Source organism: Ornithinimicrobium pulveris (genome assembly GCF_050261105.1).
Classification (GTDB): Bacteria; Actinomycetota; Actinomycetes; order Actinomycetales; family Dermatophilaceae; genus Ornithinicoccus.
The window spans coordinates 541,042-561,054 of the sequence record NZ_CP189837.1; the positions used below are offsets into that span (position 1 = coordinate 541,042).

Below are 20,013 nucleotides of genomic sequence, written 5' to 3' on the forward strand. Positions count from 1 at the left end.
TCGATCGAAGGGACTCGCGTGGAGCCCAATCCGTACGCGCCGGGCGACATCCCGCGATTCCTCGCGGGCCGGGACGACCAGTTGGCGCGCCTCGAGCTCGTCCTGGAGCGGGTTGCCGACGGCGAGCCCGCCGGGGCGCCGACGGTCTTCGTCGCACCACGCGGCCTGGGCAAGACCTCGCTGCTCCGCGCGGCCGAGGACCTCGCCCGCCCGATGGGGTATGCCGTGGCCTGGGTCCCGTGCGTCAAGGGCCAGCCCGTCCTGGCGGAGGTGTGCTCCGCGGTCGAGCAGGCCTTGGAGCAGGTCGAGATCTCGACCCGATCGGCGATCCCGCGCTGGGAGTCGCTGCGGGTGGAGGTCGGGGTCGGGGTGAAGGCGACCGGGGAGTGGAAGCGGCGCGAGCCCGACCCTGCGCCTCAGGGTCGGGTGCTGGCAACCGAGCAGGTGCTGCGGTCCGCGGCCCGGGCGGTCCGTGCCCGCGGCGGGGCAGGGCTGCTGCTCTGCCTGGACGAGTTGCACGCACCGGCGCTGGATGAGACCGGGATCCTGCTCAACGCGCTGCAGGACCTGACCGGTGAGCGCGACGTCAACCCGCTCGTCGTCCTGGGTGCTGGCCTGCCCTCAACTCCGGGTCACCTCGTCTCGGCCGCGACCTTCGCCGAGCGCTGGGGCTTCGTCACCCTCCCGTCCCTGGACGCCGGCGCCGCGGCACGGGCCCTACGTCAACCGGCCGCCGAGGTGGGGGTGCGCTGGGCGGCGGGAGCGGTGCGGGCGGTGGAGGAGCAGGCCCGCGGCTATCCCTACCTGCTGCAGCTGATCGGTGCCGCGACCTGGGACGTCGCGCGCCCTGCCCATGGCGCCACGATCACCGCCGCCCACGCCGCCAAGGGGTGGGAGGTAGCGCAGGATCGGATGCGCATCCTCTTCCAGGGGCGGTGGGACGCCGCGACCGAGGCCGAGCGTGCCTTCCTGGGCGCGATGGCCGCAGCCCGGACCTCGCCGGTGCCCCGTGCCACCATCGCGGCCGCGCTCGGGGTGTCGACCAGCTCGATCAGCCGCACGCGCGGCAGCCTGATCGACAAGGGCGTGATCGCCGCGGTCGGACACGGCACGCTGGACTTCACGCTGCCCGGATTCGCGGACTTCGTGCGGGAGGTGACGGGGGACTGAGGCCACGCCGACCGACACCGGCTCAGCCGTACCCGGGCGCGCATGAGCCGGTGCACCTCGGGCCTGTCGTGGGACGGAGTGTGCGCCGCTCAGCGATCCCGGCTGGACAGCACGCAGAACTCATTGCCCTCGGGATCGGCCAGGACGGTCCAGGTGACGTCGGCCTCGTCCTGCCCCACGTTGACCCTCGTCGCGCCCAGGTCGACGAGACGCTCGATCTCGGCGTCCCGGTCCTGAGAGGTGTGCGGCGCGAGGTCGATGTGCAGGCGGTTCTTGACCTCCTTGCCCTCCGGAACAGGCACGAACACGAGGCCCTGCCCGCGCCTGAGCCAGGTGTCGAGGTCGGTGACGGGCTGGTCCTCCTCGGTTGCGGCATACCGGGGCACGGCGACGGCCTCGTCGGGGGTGTCGTAGACGACCGCCCAGTCCAGCGCCTCCGCCCACCAGCGTGCCTGGGCCTGGGGGTCCCGGCAGTCGACCACGATCGTGTACCACTTCAGTGCCATGTCCCGATCCTTGCGCGGTCACCGCCGGCCCGCATCCCCCTGGACGACGCCGCGGACCGATCCCGTCCTCGATGCGCACCACTGGCGACGCGCGGCAGACACGAACCCCTGCGCGGTGGGAGAGTTCGACCATGGACGACTCGACGCGCCCGGCGCAGGCCGGCAGCGATGTGGACGCGGTGTGGGACCGGATCGAAGCGGCTTTCGAGGCCGCCGGGCTGGCCGATGATCTCCAGCCGGGCGCATCGCCCGAGGCGATCGCGGAGGTGGAGGAGCACCTCGGGGTGAAGATGCCCGAGGACCTGCGCGCGAGCCTCGCGCGCCACGACGGCTGCTACGACTCCTGGCCGACCGGCAGCCTGCTCGGCACCCGGGGCATCAGATCGGAGGCGGACGTCTGGAACGAGTTGCTGGCGGACGGCACCTTCGACGCGTCGGCCGAGCACGACGCGGGCGGGGGATCCGGCGCTGTCGGCCAGGGATGGTGGCGGCGCGGGTGGATCCCGCTGGACGCGGACGGCGCGGGCAACGGGGCCGTGGTCGACACCGACCCCGGGCCGCAGGGCCAGGTCGGGCAGGTCCTCGACATGGATCACGAGGTCGGCCCCTCCGGCCCGAAGCACGACTCCGTCCTCGCCTATCTGCGCGACCTGGCCGAGCAGCTGGAGAGCGGCGCCCTCACCTGGACGGGCGGTGACTGGGAGCGGGGGTAGGCGCACGGTGGTGCGCCTCCTACGCTGAGCCCGTGATCCCTGCCCTGACCGATCTTCTCGCCGCCGCGCAGGTGGTGGCGCTGCCGATGCGGGTGCGTTTCCGCGGGGTGACCGAGCGGGAGGTGGTCCTGCTGCGGGGCCCGCGCGGGTGGGCGGAGTGGGCGCCGTTCCCGGAGTACGGCGACGCTGACGCAGCCCGCTGGCTGCTCGCCGCGATCGAGCTGGGCTGGGGTGAGCTGCCTTCGCCAGTGCGCTCCGACGTCGGGGTGAACGCCACCGTCCCAGCCATCCCCGCGAGCGAGGTCGCTGCGCTCCTGTCCCGGTATGACGTTCGACGGACGGCCAAGGTCAAGGTCGCCGAGGCGGGGCACGGGTTGGACGAGGACGTGGCCAGGGTGGGCGAGGTTCGCCGGGTGCTGGGTCCGCAGGCGCGGATCAGGGTCGATGCGAACGGCGCCTGGTCGGTGGACGACGCGGTCCGGGCGTTGGGCGCGTTGGCGCCGTGGGGGTTGGAGTACGCAGAGCAGCCGTGCGCCACCGTGGAAGAGCTCGCGGCCCTGCGGGTCCGGCTGGCGCGCAACGGGATCGACGTCCCCATCGCCGCCGATGAGTCGATCCGCCGGGCCGAGGACCCCGTCCGGGTCGCGCGCGAGGGCGCCGCCGACCTCATCGTCGTCAAGGTCGCGCCGCTGGGGGGCGTGGCACGGGCCCTGGAGATCGTGGCCGAGTGCGGGCTCCCCGTCGTGGTGTCCTCAGCCCTGGACACCTCCGTGGGCCTGGCAGCCGGCGTCCGGCTCGCGGCAGCACTCCCGCAGCTCGACCACGACTGCGGCCTGGGCACCGCCACCCTGTTGGCCGCCGATGTCGTCGAGGAGCCCTTGGTGCCCCAGGGCGGGAGCATCAGCACCCACCGGGCCGACGCGGCCCGGGAGGCGGTCGACCCCGGGCGGGTTGCGGCATACGGGACGGGCGCGGAGCGCGAGCAGTGGTGGCGCGACCGGCTCGCCCGCGCGCACGCGCTGCTCTGATCGCGCGTCATCTTTTACCTGCCCGAAACACGCGCAACGCACCTGTAACGCCCAGCGTCCTGCGCCCGAAACATCCGTGCTCTTGACTTCGTGGCACGGCCCACCCCGGCTCCGAGGACGTGACCAGGGGTGGGTCGGCCACGTTCTGACACTAGGAGGCACACGATGGAACTCACCGCTGGTGATGTCTGGGTCATGATTTCGGCAGCGCTCGTGCTGCTGATGACGCCCGGACTGGCGTTCTTCTACGGCGGCATGGCCCGAGCCAAGGCCGCCATCAACATGATCATGATGAGCTTCGTCTCGGTCGGGCTCGTCGGCGTCGTCTGGGTGCTGTGGGGCTACGGGATGACCTCCGAGCCCGGCGTCCTCGGCGGCCTGGTCGGCAACCCGTTCGGCGACCTCGGCCTGAGCCAGGCGGTCGGCAGCGCGGATCTGGTCGGGATCGGCTTCGGCGCGACCTTCGCGATCATCACCGTCGCCCTGATCTCCGGCGCGATCGCCGACCGCGCCCGCTTCGGCGCCTGGGCGATCTTCGTCCCGATCTGGGTCACCCTCGTCTACTGCCCGCTGGCCTACATGGTCTGGGGTGGCGGGCTGCTCACCGAGGAGGGCGCGATCGGCAGCGTCTTCGGTGAGGCGATCGACTTCGCCGGTGGCACGGTCGTGCACATCAACGCCGGACTCGCCGCGCTCGTGCTGGTCTATGTGATCGGCTCGCGGGCCGGCTTCGCCAAGGGTCTGCACGGCGCGCACAACGTGCCGCTGATGATGATCGGCACGGCGATGCTGTGGTTCGGCTGGTTCGGCTTCAACGGTGGTGCGGCCGGCTCGGTGGAGGAGGGTGGCCTGATCTGGGTCAACACCCTCGTCGCCCCGGCCGCCGCGATGCTCGCCTGGCTGGTCACCGAACGTATTCGCGACGGGCACGCCACCTCGGTCGGCGCCGCTTCCGGTGTGGTCGCCGGTCTGGTCGCGATCACCCCGGCCTGCGCCAATGTCTCACCCCTGGGCGCGATCGCGATCGGCATCCTGGCTGGCGTCGCCTCGGCGCTCGCCGTCGGTCTGAAGTACCGCTTCGGGTATGACGACGCGCTCGACGTCGTCGGCGTGCACCTGGTCGCCGGCATCGTGGGCACGGTCGCGCTCGGCTTCCTCGCGCTGTCGGTCGACGGCGAGGGCGGTGGCCTGCTCTACGGCGGCGGCTTCAGCCAGCTGATCGCGCAGGTAGTGGCGACGCTGTTCACCCTCGTCTACACCGGCGTGCTCACCGCGCTCATCGCGATCGCCATCCACAAGACGATCGGCTTCCGGGTCAGCGCCGAGGACGAGGAGCGGGGCATCGACCTCGCCCAGCACTCGGAGTCGGCCTACGCCTTCGACGGCGCCGCGGGTGGTTCCTACGACCCGATCGCCGAGGAGACCAGGGCCTAAGGGAGGCCCTGTGCGGGGGAGGCCGGGCCGGGCAGGCGTCGGGGAGACGGGTGAGAACCTCGACGCCGCCCGGCCCGGTCGTGGGGTCCCGGCGGTCTCAGGTCCCGGCGGTCTTTAGAAGGTGCCGCTGTGTCCCTGCCCGTGCCGCCGGGCTGCCGCCTCGATGAACTCCTTGGCCTCGCGCAGCCCTGCGCCAGTGCGCTCCCGGTAGTGCTTGATCGCCTGGATAGTCTTGCCCGCCGCGATCAACCGCTGCTCCTCGGCGTCGACCTGGCCGACGGGGGCGACGCCCACGCTGGCGGGGTCCAGCCCGGCCTTGCGGCACAGCTCGGCGATCACCTGCTCCTGCTGCTTGACGCGTCGTTCCAGGCGCTCGATGCGCTCGCTCGATCCGAACATCGGTCGTCCCCTCGTGCTGTGGTCGGGCGCGTTCGACCCTAGTCGTTGTCCAGGAGAAGCAGGAGCAGCCGGCGTAACTCTGCGCGGTCCGGCTCGGCGAGGGCGGCCAGCGCCTCCTCGGCCGCGGCGCGCCGCCGGTCCCGCACCACCCCGACCGTATGCCGACCCTCACCCGTGAGCGTGAGCAGCACCGCCCTGCGGTCGGTCGGGTCGGGCGCGCGCTCCACCAGGCCCAACTCCTCAAGGGCGTCGGCCACCTCGGTGGCCGAGCGGGGTGCGATGCCCAGGTGCGCGGCCAGGTGGGAGACGCGAATGCCGTGCGGGTGCCCGCACTCGGCGGCGCGGCGCTCCATCCGTGCCAGCGCCAGCAGCGCCCGTGCCTGGTGCGGGGACAGGGCGCGGTCCCCGTCCGCGCTTTCTCCTCCCGAATCCGACCCCAGGTGGCGCCAGCGGCGAGCCACCCGCATCAGCAGGTCCACCTCGCTGAGCGCAGCGTGGTCCGCCGACAGGACGGGATCCGATGACGGCGGATCTACGGAAGCCGGATCAGACACAGGTGGCGGATCCAGGGGTGAGTGGGGTTGCGGCATACGGGCAGGATAGCGAGGCGAGGAAATAAAGAGGCAGCCTCCATATGTTGGACCGGGGGCTCAGACCTCACTCGGCCGGCATCGATGACCGGCCCAGCACTCGAAAGGAGAAGCGCATGGACGACTTCTCGCACCCGCTGTCCTCCGGCCGCGGCTCCCGGGGGGAGGGCCACGGCCGTTCGGACTGGTCCGGCAGTGGTGATCGCTCCGGTCGACCCGATCGGTCCGGCGCGCGCCGCGACCCCAAGGACCTCGCCCAGCTCGCCTCCCACCCCGTCGACGGCCGTCGCGTGATCGCGCTCTTCGCGCCGCACCGCTGGCCGCTCGCTCTTGTCCTCATGCTGATCGTCGCCAGCTCGGCGGTCGGCCTGGCCACGCCCTTCCTGACCCGGGAGCTGGTGGACCACGCCATCCCGCAGCAGGACGTGCGGCTGCTCCTCATCCTGGTCGGCCTGATGGTCGGCGTCGCCGTCGTGACGGCGGTGCTCGGCGTGCTCCAGACCTGGATCAGCACGACCGTCGGGCAGAAGATCATGCACGGTGTGCGGACCGACCTGTTCGGCCACCTGCAGCGGCAGTCGCTCGGATTCTTCACCCGGACCCGCTCCGGCGAGGTCCAGTCCCGCCTGACCCATGACGTCTCCGGCCTGCAGGGCGTGGTCACCTCGACCGCGACCTCGCTGGCCGGCAATGTCGCCACCGTCGTCGGGACGCTCGTGGCGATGCTCGCGCTCAGCCCGACGCTCGCTCTGCTCTCCCTCGTGGTGATCCCTCCGGCCATCTTCGTCATGCGCTCGGTCGCGCGCATCCGTCGGGAGGCGACCGAGAAGCGCCAGCGTGCGCTCGCCGGGCTGCACGGCCAGGTCGAGGAGTCGCTGTCCGTCAGCGGCGCGCGGCTGAGCAAGACGCTCGGGGCGGGCGAGCAGCTGGCCGACCGCTTCCACGACACCTCTGCCGGGCTGCTGGACCTCGAGGTCGCCGCCCAGATCGCCGGGCGCTGGCGGCAGGCGAGCATGGGGATCGTCTTCGCGATCGTCCCCGCCGCGCTCTATCTGGTGGCAGGGCTGCCCGTCACCGGCGACGGCATCTCGATCGGCACCCTCGTGGCCTTCGTCGCGCTGCAGGCCGGAATCTTTCGCCCCGTGATGGGCCTGCTGTCGGTCGGGGTCCAGGTGACCGCGTCGATGGCGCTGTTCAGCCGCATCTTCGAGTACCTCGACCTGCCCGTCGACGTGCCCGAGCCCGACGCCGCCACGGCCCGTCGACTCGATCCGGGCGCTGCCCGGGGCGAGCTGCGCCTCGACACGGTGAGCTATCGGCATACGGGATCGGACCGGGACGCCCTGTCCGAGGTGAACCTCACGATCCCGGCCGGGTCCTCGGTCGCCCTCGTCGGTCACACCGGCTCCGGCAAGAGCACGCTCGCGTCGCTGATCGCCCGCCTCGACGACCCGACCTCCGGCAAGGTGACGCTGGACGGGATCGACCTGCGCGAGCTGCCCGCCGCCGACCGGACCTCGGTGGTCGGCGTGGTGTCGCAGGAGACCTACCTGCTGCACGCCTCCGTCCGCGAGAACCTGCGCTTCGCCAACCCCGCCGCGACCGACGCACAGATCGAGCAGGCCGCCCGCGACGCCCAGATCCACGACCTCATCGATGCGCTGCCCCAGGGCTACGACACAGTCGTCGGCGCGCGCGGACACCGGTTCTCCGGCGGCGAGCAGCAGCGGCTCGCCCTCACCCGGACGATCCTGCGCGATCCCAAGGTGCTGGTCCTGGACGAGGCGACGAGCGCGCTCGACACCCGCACCGAGGCGGCCGTGCAGGAAGCGCTGGCGCGGGTCGGCCGCGACCGGACGGTGGTCACCATCGCCCACCGCCTCTCGACCGTGCGCGACGCCGACCTGATCGTGGTCCTGGACCGTGGGCGCGTCGTCGAGCAAGGCACGCACGCCGACCTCCTCGCCCGCGACGGCCGGTACGCCGACCTCCTCGCCGCCACCGGGGCGTCGGTGGGTTCGGCGTCGGTGGGGTCAGCGCCGGTGGGGTCGGGGTCGGTGGGGTCAGCGCCGGCGCCCGTCGCCGCCTGACCGGCGCCCCCATCTCCGACCGGACGTCCGTTGTGTTGGCTCACGGGTCGACCGGACGCGCGTGGTGTCGGTTGTGGAGCCGACCGGACGCGCGCGTGCAGCCGGATGGGACGGCGGCGGCGCCGTGGACGTGGGTGCGCCGCGTCATACCGTTAGGTCAGGAATGATCCGGGCGATATCCTCGGGGGACCCGTTTTTCCACATACTCCCGCGAGGTGCACCGTGCCCACCGGCAAGGTCAGGTTCTACGACGAGGACAAGGGCTTCGGCTTCGTGTCCAGCGACGAGGGGGACGACGTCTTCGTCCCGCGTTCCGCGCTGCCCGCGGGCGAAACCACCCTGAAGCGTGGCGCCAAGGTGGAGTTCGACATCGTCGCCGGCAAGCGCGGCGACCAGGCCCTGCACGTGCGGCTGCTCGACCCGGCTCCGTCGGTCTCGCGCGGGCTGACCCTGCGCGACCGCAAGCCGGCCGAGGAAATGGTCGTCGTGGTCGAGGACCTCATCACCCTGCTCGACAACGCCTCCAACTCGCTGCGCCGCGGGCACTACCCGGACCGCACGCACGGCTCCGCGATGGCCAAGGCGCTGCGTGCCGTCGCCGACCAGTTCGAGGCGGGCAACTGACCTTGGCCGCCCCCAAGAAGGACGCCGTGCTGATCTCCGCCGTGGAGGTCGCGCGGGAGGCTGCCGTCGCGATCGCCGAACCCGGCACCGTCGGTGACCACCTCGCCGTGGTCATGGAGGAGGACCGGGTCGCGACCCATTCCTTCGCCTGCACCGCGAGTGCCTACCCGGGTTGGCGTTGGGCCGTCACCGTCGCGCGCGTGCCGCGCGCCCGCAGCGCGACCGTCTCCGAGGTGCACCTGCTGCCCGGCGAGGACGCGATGCTCTCTCCGGAATGGGTCCCGTATGCCGAGCGCCTCGCCCCAGGCGACATCGGCCCCAACGACCGCACCCCCTTCGTCGCCGACGATCCGCGCCTGGAGGCCGGGTGGGAGGCCACCGGTGAGGAGGACGTCGACGCCGTGGCGATCTGGGAGCTCGGGCTGGGGCGGGAGCGTGTGCTGTCGGCCGAAGGCCGGGATGCAGCGGCGACCCGCTGGCATGAGGGTGACCGCGGTCCGGCGAGCGAGTCGGCGCGCAAGGCCGACCGGCCGTGCTCGACCTGCGGTTACTTCCTGCCGATGGCCGGGGCGCTGCGTTCGGTCTTCGGGGTGTGCGCCAACGAGTGGTCCCCGGCTGATGGCCAGGTCGTCTCGCTGAAGTTCGGCTGCGGCGCGCACAGCGAGGTCGATGTCGAGCAGCGCGAGCCCGAGAAGATCGACCCGCCCGTCCTCGACGACGACCGCGAGATCGAGTTCACCGACCGCTGAGGTTGCGCGCTTCTCCTCTCATGGACCGCTGAGGTCTCGCGCTTTCACGCGCATGGACCGCGGAGTCCACACTCTTCGTCGCTCACCCCCGGCGTGTCCTGCACTGTGCAGTTGTGGTGTTGCGTGTCGGGTGCCTGAGCGCCGATTCTGCACAGCCGGATCTGCACATCAAGCCTGGTGATGCTGAGGGTGAGGCTGGTGGCAGTGCGGCGTCGGGGTGAGGTCAGGCTCGATCGTGGAGTGCAGTGCTCAACAGGGGTAGAGCTAGATCAGGGGTGGAGCGAGATCACGCGTCGACGGCGTTACCGCGTCCGCGGCGGAGGTAGACGTAGCCGAGTCCGCCGAGCAGGATGCCCGCCACCGGGACCCAGAGCCACCAGCTCCGCTCGCCAGCCCGCAGGTCGGGGAAAGCCAGCAGCACCACCAGCGCCAACGCCCAAGCGAGGATGCCCCACTGCACGAGGTGGATGGTGCGCACCGGGACTGCCGGCGGTGTGATGCCTCGTGCGTCGCCGACGTCCTTGGCCGTGCGCGGGTCACCGCCCGTGTGGGAGCCGGCGACGGTCTGCTGGTCAGAGACAGCGTGCGAGTCGACAGCAGCGGGCTGGACCTGCGGGTCAGCGCCATCGGATGGGCGCGCTGGCTGGCTGTCGGATCCGGGAGTCTGCACCCCCCCGACGCTATCCCGAGCCGAATCCGGGGTGCAGCAGGGATCTCGGGAGGGTGCAGTAGGGGTAGCAAGGGTGACATTGCCCTGTAGCCCCCATGTCACCCCGGCTAAGGCGACTGCACCCCGAGATGGGGGAGCAGGAGATGGGGGAGCAGGAGATGGGGAAGCAGGAGATGGGGGAGCACGAGACGGGGAAGCGGGAGATGGGGAAGCAAGAGATGGGGAGCGAGGAGATCGTTAGCCGAGGTAATGAGATAACGTAACGACTTGTGCCTACCGCCGACCGCCCAGAGATCTCAGAGGTGAGGGGGAGCTCTGGGCCCAGAGCGAGCACGGGAAGCCCAGAGACCGCCGAGCTCGCGCATGATCTGCGGATCGCGTGCATGCGGGTGGCGCGGCGGGTGCGCTTCGACACCGACGGGGAGGCCCTGCTCGCCCCGCACCTGTTCAGCGTCCTCGCCCGGCTGACGACCGGGCCGCACACCAGCGGCGAACTCGCCACCATCGAGCAGGTCAGCGCCCCCACGATGAGCCGCGCGGTCGGCCAGCTCGTGGACCTCGGCCTCATCGAACGCTCCGCCGATGAGCACGACGGCCGTCTGGTCCGGCTCTCGCTCACCCCCCAAGGCTCCGATCTCGTGACCTCCGAACGCGCCCGCCGAGATGCCTGGATGACCGAGCGCCTGGAGGGACTGTCCGCCGAGGAGCGCGACCTCCTCGCCCGCGCCACCACCCTGCTGGAGCAGGTGGTCTGCCGGTGAGCGCGATGTTCTCGGCGCTGTCGGTGCGCAACTACCGCATCTACGCCACCGGGGCCATCGTCTCCAACACGGGCACCTGGATGGGACGCGTCGCCCAGGACTGGGTCGTCCTCACCGAGCTCACCGACAACTCCGCCCAGGCCCTCGGCATCGTGACCGGCCTGCAGTTCCTGCCGATCCTGCTCTTCAGCCCGATCGCCGGCGCGCTCTCGGACACCTTCCCCAAGCGGCACGTCATGCTCGTCACCCAGATCAGCATGGCCTTCTTCGCCATCGTCATGGGCGTCGCGGTGCTCACCGGTCACATGGAGCTGTGGCACATGTTCGTGCTGGCTTTCCTGTCCGGCACGGCCGCCGCCTTCGACGCCCCGGCCCGGCAGTCCTTCGTCTCCGAGATGGTGCCGCCGCGCCAGCTCACCAACGCCGTCGGTCTGAACTCCGCCTCCTTCCACTCCGGCCGTCTCCTCGGCCCCGCCGCGGCCGGCCTGCTCATCGCCGCCTTCGGCACCGGCCCCACCCTGCTGCTCAACGCGCTCACCTTCATCGCCGTGATCATCGCCCTGCTCGCGATGAACACCGAGGAACTCACCTCCCCACCCCGCGCCGCCAAGCGCGGCAAGGTCCGCGACGGCATCGCCTACGTCCGTGGCCGACCGGACATCCTGCTCATCATGGTGATCGCGTTCATGCACGGCACCTTCGGGATGAACTTCCAGCTCTTCAACGCGCTGATGTCCACCGAGGTCTTCGGCAAGGGCGTCACCGACTTCGGCATCACCGGCTCGGTGATGGCGATCGGCTCCCTCGCCGGCGCCCTGCTCGCGGCCCGCCGCGAACGCCCCCGCTGGCGCCTGCTCCTGGGCTCGCTCTTCGCCTTCGCCGTCACCACCCTGGCGCTGGCCCTCGCGCCCAGCTTCACGGCATACACCATCCTCCTCATCCCGACCGGCCTGTTCGCGCTCACGGTGATGGTCAGCGCCAACGCGATGGTCCAGCTGTCCACCGACCAATGGGTCCGGGGTCGGGTGATGGCGCTCTACATGGCCGTCTTCATGGGCGGCACGCCCGCCGGGGCGCCGCTGCTCGGCTGGATCGGCGAGCACTTCGGCGCCCGCGCGACCGTCCTCGGCGCCACCGTGATGTGCGGCGCCACCGCGATCCTTGCGATCATCTACCTGATGCGCCACGACAACATCCGCCTGCGGATCCGCCGCAGCTGGCGGCGCCCCCTGCGCCTGGACCGCATCGTGACCGAACCCGTCCCCGAGAAGGTGAACTGATGTGAGTGCCCGCACCCGACGCATCGTCGTCCTCGTCGCGCTGGCGGCCCTGATCCTCGCCCCCGTCATCGCCGCCCTCTGAAGCGCCGATGGCTCCCGACCCCACCTTCACCACCCGACCGACGCTGACCGGGACCTTCGGGATGGTGTCCAGCACCCACTGGCTGGCGTCCCAGTCCGGTATGCGGATGCTCGAGATGGGCGGGAACGCCGCCGACGGGGCGGTCGCCGCGGGCCTGGTGCTGCAGGTCGTCGAACCGCACCTGAACGGGCCTGGCGGTGACCTGCCGCTGATCGTCGCCTCGGCCGAGGATCCCACGCCGCGCGTGCTCTGCGGGCAGGGGCCGGCCCCCGCGGGAGCCACGCCCGAGCACTTCGCCGCCCACGGCCTGGACCGGGTGCCCGGTTCCGGCCCGCTCGCCACCGCGGTCCCCGGCGCCATGGAGGCCTGGCTGGTGCTGCTGCGCGACCGCGGCACCATGACCTTCGCCGAGGTCGCTGCGCCTGCGCTGGACTACGCCCGCCACGGCCACCCCGTGCTCGAGCGGGTCAGCAGCACCATCGCCTCGGTCGCCCAGCTCTTCGAGCAGGACTGGACCACCTCGGCCGACCAGTGGCTCATCAATGGCGCGCCGCCGCGACCGGGCAGCCTGGTCACCAACGCGGCCTGGGCGGACACCCTCGAGCGGCTGATCGCCGAGGAGCCCCGCGACGTCAGCCGCGAGCAGGGCATCGACGCCGTCCGCCGCGCCTGGTCGCAGGGCTTCGTCGCCGAGGCGCTCGAGGCCTTCCAGCGCAGGGCGTTTCGGCACAGCGGTGGACAGGTGCTGCCGGGCGTGCTCACCGCCCAGGACCTCGCCGAGTTCACCGCCAGCTGGGAGGACGCGGCCACCCTCGAGCGGGATGGCTGGACGATCGCCAAGACCGGGCCGTGGGGGCAGGGGCCGACGCTCCTCCAGACGCTCCAGCTGGTCGACGCGACCCAGGACGAGCTCGATCTCGACTCCGCCGACGGCGTCCACACCCTCGCCGAGGCGTGGAAGCTCGCGCTCGCCGACCGCGAAGCCTGGTACGGCGACAGCGCGCACGTCCCCCTGGACGACCTCCTCGATGCCCGGTATGCCGCATCCCGGGCCGACCTCATCGGCGCCTGCGCGAGCCACGAGGTGCGCCCTGGCTCACCGGGCGGTCGCGAGCCGCGCCTCGCCGCCCTGGCGGTGGAAGGACCGGGGGAGGACACGGCATACGGGGACCCGACGTCGGGCGAGCCGACCGTCCAGCGGGACGGGGTCACCCGGGGTGACACCTGCCACGTGGACGTGGTGGACCGGTGGGGGATGCTGGTGTCCGCGACACCGTCCGGTGGGTGGCTGCAGTCGAGTCCGTTCGTGCCTGAGGTCGGGTTCGCGCTCGGGAGCCGGCTGCAGATGATGTGGCTGGAGCAGGGGCTGCCGAGCTCGCTCGTGCCCGGTCGGCGACCCCGGACCACGCTCTCGCCGACCCTGGTGCTGCGCGATGGCGTCCCGGTGCTGGCGTGCGGGACCCCCGGCGGTGACCAACAGGACCAGTGGCAGAGCATCTTCCTGCTGCGCCACCTGGACGCCGGGCTGCCGCTGCAGGCGGCGATCGACGCTCCCATGTTCCACACCACGAGCTTCCCGGGCAGTTTCCACCCGCGCGCCACCGAGCCCGGCGTGCTCGTGGCCGAGTCGCGGCTGGGCACGGATGTCCTGGCCGAGCTGCGCCGCCGCGGCCACGAGGTGGTCGAGCAGGGACCGTGGACGCTCGGGCGGATGTGCGCCGTCGCGCGCGACCCCGAGACCGGTGTGCTCTCCGGCGCGGCGAACCCCCGGGGAATGCAGGGGTATGCCGTCGGACGTTGACGTGGGTGCGTCACGTCGATGCGCCCGGACTCGATCGCATCACCTAGCGTGAGCAGCACGACCCCATAGGAGGAGCCACCCGTGCCCGCCAAGGCCAACCTCGCCAAGCTCGCCCTGAAGTACGGCCCGATCGTCTACACGCTCGCGCAGAAGTACGGACCTCAGGTGGCCGAGCAGATCATGAAGAACCGGGAGCCCGCCCAGCGCTACCTCGCCGAGCGTGCCCAGAAGTCGCGCAAGGCGGCCAAGCGCACGGCGCTCGCGCACGCCGACTCGGTGGTGGACGGCTCGCTGCAGCAGGTCTTCCACGCTGGAGAGGCGTACTGGGTGGTCTTCTCGCGCAACGAGCCGGTCGGCAGCCACCCGCACACGAACATCTCCTACGACGCCCTGCTGCTCAATGCCGACCCAGCCAAGCGGGTGAGGCCAGAGGAGCTGCGGCGGACCATTCACCTGCCGAAGAAGTCGAAGGGCTGAGGTGGGGGCGATGAGCGACGGCGGCACGCTGGGCGCGCAGCGGCACGACTACGCCGGCTTCCTGGAGGAGGCCGAGTGCCCCGAGGCACCGCTGGCGATCGTGCGGGCCTGGATCGATGATGCGGTCGCGCGGATGCCGGAGGCGGTGGGCGGGCTGGCCGAGCCGACAGCGTTGTCGGTCGCGACGGTCGATACGGACGGTGCGCCGGACGTGCGGACCGTGCTGATGCGTGACCTCGATGCGCAGGGGCCCTCCTTCTTCACCAACACCCGGTCGGCCAAGGGGCAGCAGATCGCGCACGAGCCGCGGGTGGCGGCCGCGCTGACCTGGCCCTCGCTCTTCCGGGCGATCCGCTTCCGTGGGGTGGCGGTGCCGTTGCCGGCGGAGGAGGTCAGGGCCTACTTCGTCAGCCGCCCGTGGGGCTCGCGGATCTCCGCGCATGCCTCGGCCCAGAGCTCTCCGGTGCCGGACCGGGAGAGCCTGGAAGCGGCATACAGGACGGGCGCGGAGCGCTTCCCCGACACGGGATCGCCGGACGATGTCCCCGTGCCCGAGGGGTGGGGCGGGTATCGGATCCGGCCCGACCGCGTCGAGCTGTGGGCGGGTCGGCCGAGCCGGCTGCACGACCGGTTGGTGTGGGAGCGGGTCGCCGATGGGGGTCTGGATGAGCCCAGCGCCTGGCGGCGGGAGCGCCTCAGCCCCTGAAGCCGGCGGTCGGCGGGTGATCGCCTCGTAGGATGGCGGCTGTGAGCGACCTGATCGACACCACCGAGATGTACCTCAAGACCGTCCTCGAACTCGAGGAGGACGGGGTCGTCCCGATGCGTGCCCGGATCGCCGAGCGGCTCGGCCAGTCCGGTCCAACCGTCTCCCAGACCGTGGCCCGGATGGAGCGTGACGGACTGCTGCAGCTCACCGAGGAGCGACACCTGGAGCTCACCGAGGACGGGCGGCTGGCTGCGGTGCGGGTGATGCGCAAGCACCGGCTCGCCGAGCGGCTGCTCACCGACGTGATCGGGCTGGACCCGGCCTACGTCCACGAGGAGGCGTGCCGGTGGGAGCACGTGATGAGCGAGCAGGTCGAGCAGAAGATCCTGGGGCTGCTCGAGGCGCCCACGACCTCGCCGTACGGCAACCCGATCCCGGGTCTGGACGAGCTTGGGTATGCCGTGGCTCCCGGCCCGCAGGGGCGTCCCAGTCACGAGGTGGCTGGGTCGGCCGCGGCCAAGGTCGAGGCGACTGTGGAGCGGCTGGGGGAGCCGGTGCAGGTCGACCCCGAGGTGCTGGGGCTGCTGCTGGAGTCGGGGGTGCGCCCGGGGGCTCGGGTGCGGGTCTGGGCCGAGGACGAGCGGACGATCGTGGAGTCGCTTGAGGGCGAGGCGGTGTCCCTGCCGGTGGACGTCGCAGCCCACATCTTCTGCCGTTGAGACAGGCCCGTTGAGGGCCGTGTCGACGTGTGAGTTCGATCACGCGCACGCTGGGAGTTCGGTCAAGTCGAAACGCGTTTGTGCAGGCCAAGGGGCTTGTGACAGGTGTGACGCCCTGGGGTTATCCACAGGTTTGTTATCGGAACGTGACCATGGGTGGAAGTGCGGTGTACGGTGGCGTCTGCTTCTCCAACCCGTACGGAGTTGCTCCAGGTGCGCTACGCCGAGTCCTGTCTGCGCGCCCGGATCTCGTCCTAGATCAACCGCGCGACAGGAGCGGGGGAACCAACCTCGGAGCCAGCACGACCGGCTCCTCGGGGCTTACGGTTCCGCACCACGCCGGTGCGTAACCGAGGGATCGTCCCGTCCCTAGCCCGACAGCTCACCCCGCAGGCACACCCCTGGAGGACCATCTCGTGACGTACCGCTACCAGGCCCGGCACCGCAAGCCGGGTCGTCTCAGCACGGCCAGCACCGCCCTCACCCGCAGCGCCGCCATTGCCGCGGCCTCCACCGGTCTCATCGCCGGTGCGTCGGTGTCGGCGACCGCGGCCCCGTCGTCCCCGTCCGTGGGCGACGCCGTTCCCAGCTTTGTCTCCGGCCCGCAGACGCTGATCGAGGTGGCCGAGAAGGTCGCCGCCGCCGAGCGTCCCGCCGTGGCCGCCAGCGCCCCGGCCAGCGACGAGCGCGCCTCCTACGGCACCGCAGGCTTCACGGCCATCGCGCCGCAGCCGGTCGTCGAGCCGGAGCCCGTCGTCGAGGCCGAGCCGGTCGTCGAGCAGGCCGCTGCTGCCGTTGAGCAGCGCACCGAGACCGCCGCGAGCCGCGACAACGAGCGCACCGAGCCGGTCCAGCAGCAGCAGACCCAGCAGGCCGCTCCGGCTCAGCAGACCCAGCAGGCCGCTCCGGCCCAGCAGACCCAGCAGGCCGCTCCGGCCCAGCAGGCCGCTCCGGCGCCCGCTCCGGCTCCGGCGCCTGCCCCCGCGCCTGCCCCGGCCCCGTCGGGTGGTGGCAGCGTGCTCAGCGTCGCCGCGGCCTACACCGGCATCTACTACGTCTACGGCGGCAGCACCCCGGCCGGCTTCGACTGCTCGGGCTACACCTCCTTCGTCTTCCGCCAGGCGCGCGGCATCGAGCTGCCCCGCACGGCCGCCGGCCAGCAGGCCTACGCCACCCCGGTCAGCAACCCGCAGCCCGGCGACCTGGTGTTCTTCGGCTACCCGGCCTACCACGTGGGCATCTACGCCGGCAACGGCATGATGTACGACTCGGGCCGCCCGGGTATCCCCACCCAGCTCCGCGCGATCTTCTCCGGCGTCTCCGGCTACGGCCGCGTCTGAGCACGAGCGTGATCTGAGGCTCGGTCGCGGCTGACCTCTCACCGTCACGGGCTCACGAGGCCCTCCAGCACCAAGCCCCTCCCGGGTTCTGCGGGAGGGGCTTCGTGCTGTCTGTGACGAGCGGATCCGCCGGGATCGAGCGATCCGCTGAGGTCGTGGAGCGAGGGGAGGTGCCGTCTGTTTTTCAGACATGCACAACGGGGAAGGTGAGGGAGAAAAGCGCAGGTCGGCGACGGCATACGGGACGTTGTGCATGTCTGAAGGTGCGCCGAAGACGGGCCCGCGGGCGCCACCCCTGCGAAACGCACGCCAGCGGCAGGCGAGGGCGAGGTGCAGAGCTGGTGGGCTGCCGCTACACCTGAGCGGTGGCCTCGCTCGCCTCGTCGGACTCGTCGTCGAACTCGCCGAGGATCTGCTCGAGGATGTCCTCCATCGAGGTCATCCCGACGACGCGGCCGTGCTCGTCGCGGACCAGGGAGAGCTGGGCGCGCTGCTGGCGCAGGCTGGCGACGGCGTCGATGAGCGGCATCGTGTCGGGCAGCGAGGCCACCGGCTGGATGAAGGCGCTCAGGGGGCGATCGCCGCCGCCCTCAGCACTGGCCAGGATGGCGTCGCGCACATGCACCAGACCACGGATTCGGCGGCTGCCCTCGCGCCCCGTCGGCTCGACGACGAAGAGCCGGGATCGACCGCTCTCGCGACTGATCCGCTCGACGTCGGCCGCCGTGCCAGCACGGGGGATGGTCACGGCGGCCGTCGGGGGGAACATCACCGCGGAGACCGGCTCCTCCTCCAGACGCAGGGCGCCGGTGAGGATCTGATGGTCGGCGTCCTCGAGGACACCGTGCTCGTGCGACTGGGCAAGCAGCAGCTGGAGGTCGGCCGGGGTCTGGGCGCTGCCGAGATTGTCGACCGGGTCGACCTTGATCATCCGCAGCAGCACGTTGGCCAGCGCGTTCATCGACCACAGGACCGGCCGGACCAGCCAGGCGAAGCCACGGAAGGGCACGGCCAGGGCCATCGCCGAGGTCTCGGGGTGCGAGATCGCCCACGACTTGGGTGCCATCTCACCGACGACCATGTGCAGGAAGACGACGATCGAGACAGCGAGCGCGACCGAGATGGCGCCGGCCGCGACGTCCGGGGCGCCGAGCGCACCGATGACGGGGCCGAGCAGCTCGGCCACGGCCGGCTTGGCCAGCGCGCCGAGCGCCAGCGTGCACAGGGTGATGCCGAGCTGGGCTCCGGCGAGCATCAGGGACAACTCCCGCGAGGCTTCGACGGCGGCGCGGGCGGAGCGGCTGCCCTCCTCGGCCTTCTCCTCCAACCGGTGCCGCTTGGCGGCGACCACCGCGAACTCGGCGGCCACGAAGAAGCCGTTGGCCACCAGCAGGACGACGCTGATCAGCAGGGCTGTGGTCATGGTCATCGGGCCACCTCGCTGCCGTTCGCCTCGATCAGGAGGGCGTCATCGCTGGAAAGCTGTTCACGTTCGGCCTCGGACAGCGCCGCCCAGTCCTCCAAGGACCGGGTCACGACCGGGTGCAGCGCGACGGTCTCGGGGACGAAGCGCTGGGTAGTCATCACGTCCAGGCGGGTCTGGGAGACGTACTCCTCACCTTCCCCGTCGCGCGTCGTCCACCGGACCAGCACGCTGTCGCCCTCCTCGGCGGTGCGGCCGAGGCGGTCCAGCACCAGCCCGGAGAGGGTGTCGTAGTTTTCGTGCTCGGGCAGCTCGATCCCGGTGACCTGTGCCGCCTCGTCGATCCGCAGCCGCGCCGAGAGGTCCCAGATGCCGTCCGCGCGGGCGTGGCCCATCACCTCGTCGTCATCGTCCTCGTCCCAGATCTCACCGACGACCTCCTCGGCGACGTCCTCGAAGGTCACGATCCCGGCGAATCCGCCGTATTCGTCGACGACCACGGCCAACTGCTGGTGCCGGGTGCGCAGGGCCTCCAGCACGCGGGGCAGAGGCAGCGACTCCGGCACGATCAGCGCATCGTCGGCGAGGTCGCGCACCATGGTGGTCGCCCGGTCCTGCGGGTCCACCTCGAGCAGGTCGTGCAGCCCGATGACGCCCACGATGTCGTCGATGTCACGCCCGATGACGGGGAAGCGCGCGTGCCCGGTCTGCAGGGCGGTCAGCACGGTGGCTGCCGGCTCGTCGGCCTGGACGGTGTGCACCGAGGTCCGCGGGGTCATCACCTCCTCGGCGACGCGGTCGCGGAAGGCCAGCCCCCGCTCCAGCATCGTCGACAGGTCCTCATCCAGCGTCCCGCCGCTGTGCGACTCGGCGATGATCCGGGTCAGGTCCTCCGGGGTCGCCCCCTGCGGCAGCTCCTGCACCGGCTCGATCCCGACCGACCGCAGCAACGCGTTGGACGCCTTGTCGAAGAGCGTGATGATCGGCCCGAAGATCGTCAGGTACCACAAGGTCGTCCGCGACAGCGCCCGCGCCAGCGGCACCGGGCGCGCGATCGCCCAGTTCTTGGGCCCGAGCTCACCGATCACCATCTGCAGCACGGTCGAGAAGACCAGCGTGCCGATGGAGAAGAGCGACATCATCGCCCCCCGCGCGAGCCAGCCGGAATCGGCATACGACTCCGTCAACCCGCGCACCAGGAAGGCCTCGCCCAGATAGCCCACGAGCAGCGTGGTGACGGTGATTCCGAACTGCGCCCCCGAGAGCGTGAAGCTCAGTCGGGAGGTGACCTTGAGCGCGCGCTGCGCCGCGGGGTCCCCCTGGTCGGCGAGCTGGCGCAGCTTGCCGCGGTCCACGCTGACGTAGGCGAACTCCTGCGCGACGAAATAACCGGTCATCAGGGTCAGCACGACGATGACCGCCAGACCGGTCGCGATCAGCATGCGGCG

The 20,013-nt window shown here is 71.5% G+C and carries 20 protein-coding genes; 14 read left to right on the top strand and 6 right to left on the bottom strand.

All coding sequences use genetic code 11. The annotated features are described in order from the left end of the window. Positions 1–18 precede the first annotated feature (18 nt). A complete protein-coding gene (locus ACQBAT_RS02475) occupies positions 19–1,170 on the top strand; it encodes an AAA family ATPase (protein ID WP_420747204.1) in 1,152 nt (383 codons plus the stop codon). Positions 1,171–1,259: 89 nt separating this feature from the next. On the opposite strand, the gene ACQBAT_RS02480 is transcribed toward ACQBAT_RS02475, so the two are convergent. Continuing rightward, entirely contained in the window at positions 1,260–1,676 is a 417-nt protein-coding gene (locus ACQBAT_RS02480; RefSeq protein WP_420747203.1) for a VOC family protein, read from the bottom strand. A 131-nt stretch (positions 1,677–1,807) separates the two neighbouring features. Here ACQBAT_RS02480 and ACQBAT_RS02485 point away from each other — a divergent pair, with 131 nt between their 5' ends. The 3 genes from ACQBAT_RS02485 (at position 1,808) to ACQBAT_RS02495 (ending at position 4,851) form a co-directional block, all read left to right on the top strand. Beyond that, positions 1,808–2,389, top strand: coding sequence for an SMI1/KNR4 family protein (locus tag ACQBAT_RS02485; protein ID WP_420747202.1), 582 nt, complete (start codon positions 1,808–1,810; stop codon positions 2,387–2,389). Between the two features lie 32 nt (positions 2,390–2,421). Next, positions 2,422–3,417 (top strand): o-succinylbenzoate synthase, encoded by a 996-nt coding sequence (locus ACQBAT_RS02490; protein WP_420747201.1) that lies wholly within the window; start codon positions 2,422–2,424, stop codon positions 3,415–3,417. Between the two features lie 165 nt (positions 3,418–3,582). After that, positions 3,583–4,851: an ammonium transporter gene (locus ACQBAT_RS02495; protein WP_420747200.1), complete on the top strand. Its 1,269-nt coding sequence runs from the start codon at positions 3,583–3,585 to the stop codon at positions 4,849–4,851. Between the two features lie 114 nt (positions 4,852–4,965). Here the strand turns inward: ACQBAT_RS02495 and ACQBAT_RS02500 are convergent, their stop codons facing one another. Continuing rightward, positions 4,966–5,250, bottom strand: a complete 285-nt coding sequence (locus tag ACQBAT_RS02500) for a hypothetical protein (protein WP_420747199.1) — start codon at positions 5,248–5,250, stop codon at positions 4,966–4,968. 38 nt (positions 5,251–5,288) lie between these two features. Next, positions 5,289–5,840: a MarR family winged helix-turn-helix transcriptional regulator gene (locus tag ACQBAT_RS02505; protein ID WP_420747198.1), complete on the bottom strand. Its 552-nt coding sequence runs from the start codon at positions 5,838–5,840 to the stop codon at positions 5,289–5,291. Between the two features lie 116 nt (positions 5,841–5,956). Between ACQBAT_RS02505 and ACQBAT_RS02510 the strand changes: the two genes are divergently transcribed. From ACQBAT_RS02510 to ACQBAT_RS02520, 3 genes are all read left to right on the top strand, one after another. Beyond that, positions 5,957–7,930, top strand: a complete 1,974-nt coding sequence (locus ACQBAT_RS02510; protein ID WP_420747197.1) for an ABC transporter ATP-binding protein — start codon at positions 5,957–5,959, stop codon at positions 7,928–7,930. A gap of 222 nt (positions 7,931–8,152) precedes the next feature. Further along, positions 8,153–8,554 carry a cold-shock protein gene (locus ACQBAT_RS02515; RefSeq protein WP_420747196.1) on the top strand — a complete coding sequence of 134 codons (402 nt, stop codon included), beginning with the start codon at positions 8,153–8,155 and terminating at the stop codon, positions 8,552–8,554. Between the two features lie 2 nt (positions 8,555–8,556). Beyond that, entirely contained in the window at positions 8,557–9,303 is a 747-nt protein-coding gene (locus ACQBAT_RS02520; protein WP_420747195.1) for a DUF3027 domain-containing protein, read from the top strand. Between the two features lie 286 nt (positions 9,304–9,589). On the opposite strand, the gene ACQBAT_RS02525 is transcribed toward ACQBAT_RS02520, so the two are convergent. Then, positions 9,590–9,973: a hypothetical protein gene (locus tag ACQBAT_RS02525; RefSeq protein WP_420747194.1), complete on the bottom strand. Its 384-nt coding sequence runs from the start codon at positions 9,971–9,973 to the stop codon at positions 9,590–9,592. A 383-nt stretch (positions 9,974–10,356) separates the two neighbouring features. On the opposite strand from ACQBAT_RS02525, the gene ACQBAT_RS02530 reads away from it, so the two are divergent. The 7 genes from ACQBAT_RS02530 (at position 10,357) to ACQBAT_RS02560 (ending at position 17,142) form a co-directional block, all read left to right on the top strand. Next, positions 10,357–10,734, top strand: a complete 378-nt coding sequence (locus ACQBAT_RS02530; protein WP_420747193.1) for a MarR family winged helix-turn-helix transcriptional regulator — start codon at positions 10,357–10,359, stop codon at positions 10,732–10,734. Between the two features lie 5 nt (positions 10,735–10,739). Continuing rightward, positions 10,740–12,014 carry an MFS transporter gene (locus ACQBAT_RS02535; RefSeq protein WP_420747301.1) on the top strand — a complete coding sequence of 425 codons (1,275 nt, stop codon included), beginning with the start codon at positions 10,740–10,742 and terminating at the stop codon, positions 12,012–12,014. Between the two features lie 89 nt (positions 12,015–12,103). Further along, the gene (locus tag ACQBAT_RS02540; protein ID WP_420747192.1) at positions 12,104–13,897 is read left to right on the top strand and encodes a gamma-glutamyltransferase family protein; all 1,794 of its coding nucleotides are present in this window, start codon (positions 12,104–12,106) and stop codon (positions 13,895–13,897) included. A gap of 81 nt (positions 13,898–13,978) precedes the next feature. After that, positions 13,979–14,374 (top strand): hypothetical protein, encoded by a 396-nt coding sequence (locus tag ACQBAT_RS02545; protein ID WP_420747191.1) that lies wholly within the window; start codon positions 13,979–13,981, stop codon positions 14,372–14,374. Between the two features lie 10 nt (positions 14,375–14,384). Then, the gene (pdxH, locus tag ACQBAT_RS02550; RefSeq protein WP_420747190.1) at positions 14,385–15,080 is read left to right on the top strand and encodes a pyridoxamine 5'-phosphate oxidase; all 696 of its coding nucleotides are present in this window, start codon (positions 14,385–14,387) and stop codon (positions 15,078–15,080) included. A 41-nt stretch (positions 15,081–15,121) separates the two neighbouring features. Beyond that, entirely contained in the window at positions 15,122–15,802 is a 681-nt protein-coding gene (locus ACQBAT_RS02555) for a metal-dependent transcriptional regulator (protein WP_420747189.1), read from the top strand. A 416-nt stretch (positions 15,803–16,218) separates the two neighbouring features. Continuing rightward, the gene (locus ACQBAT_RS02560; RefSeq protein ID WP_420747188.1) at positions 16,219–17,142 is read left to right on the top strand and encodes a C40 family peptidase; all 924 of its coding nucleotides are present in this window, start codon (positions 16,219–16,221) and stop codon (positions 17,140–17,142) included. A 352-nt stretch (positions 17,143–17,494) separates the two neighbouring features. On the opposite strand, the gene ACQBAT_RS02565 is transcribed toward ACQBAT_RS02560, so the two are convergent. After that, the gene (locus ACQBAT_RS02565; protein WP_420747187.1) at positions 17,495–18,571 is read right to left on the bottom strand and encodes a hemolysin family protein; all 1,077 of its coding nucleotides are present in this window, start codon (positions 18,569–18,571) and stop codon (positions 17,495–17,497) included. Beyond that, positions 18,568–20,007 (bottom strand): hemolysin family protein, encoded by a 1,440-nt coding sequence (locus ACQBAT_RS02570; RefSeq protein ID WP_420747186.1) that lies wholly within the window; start codon positions 20,005–20,007, stop codon positions 18,568–18,570. The genes ACQBAT_RS02565 and ACQBAT_RS02570 overlap by 4 nt, the downstream gene beginning before the upstream one ends. Positions 20,008–20,013: the final 6 nt, after the last annotated feature.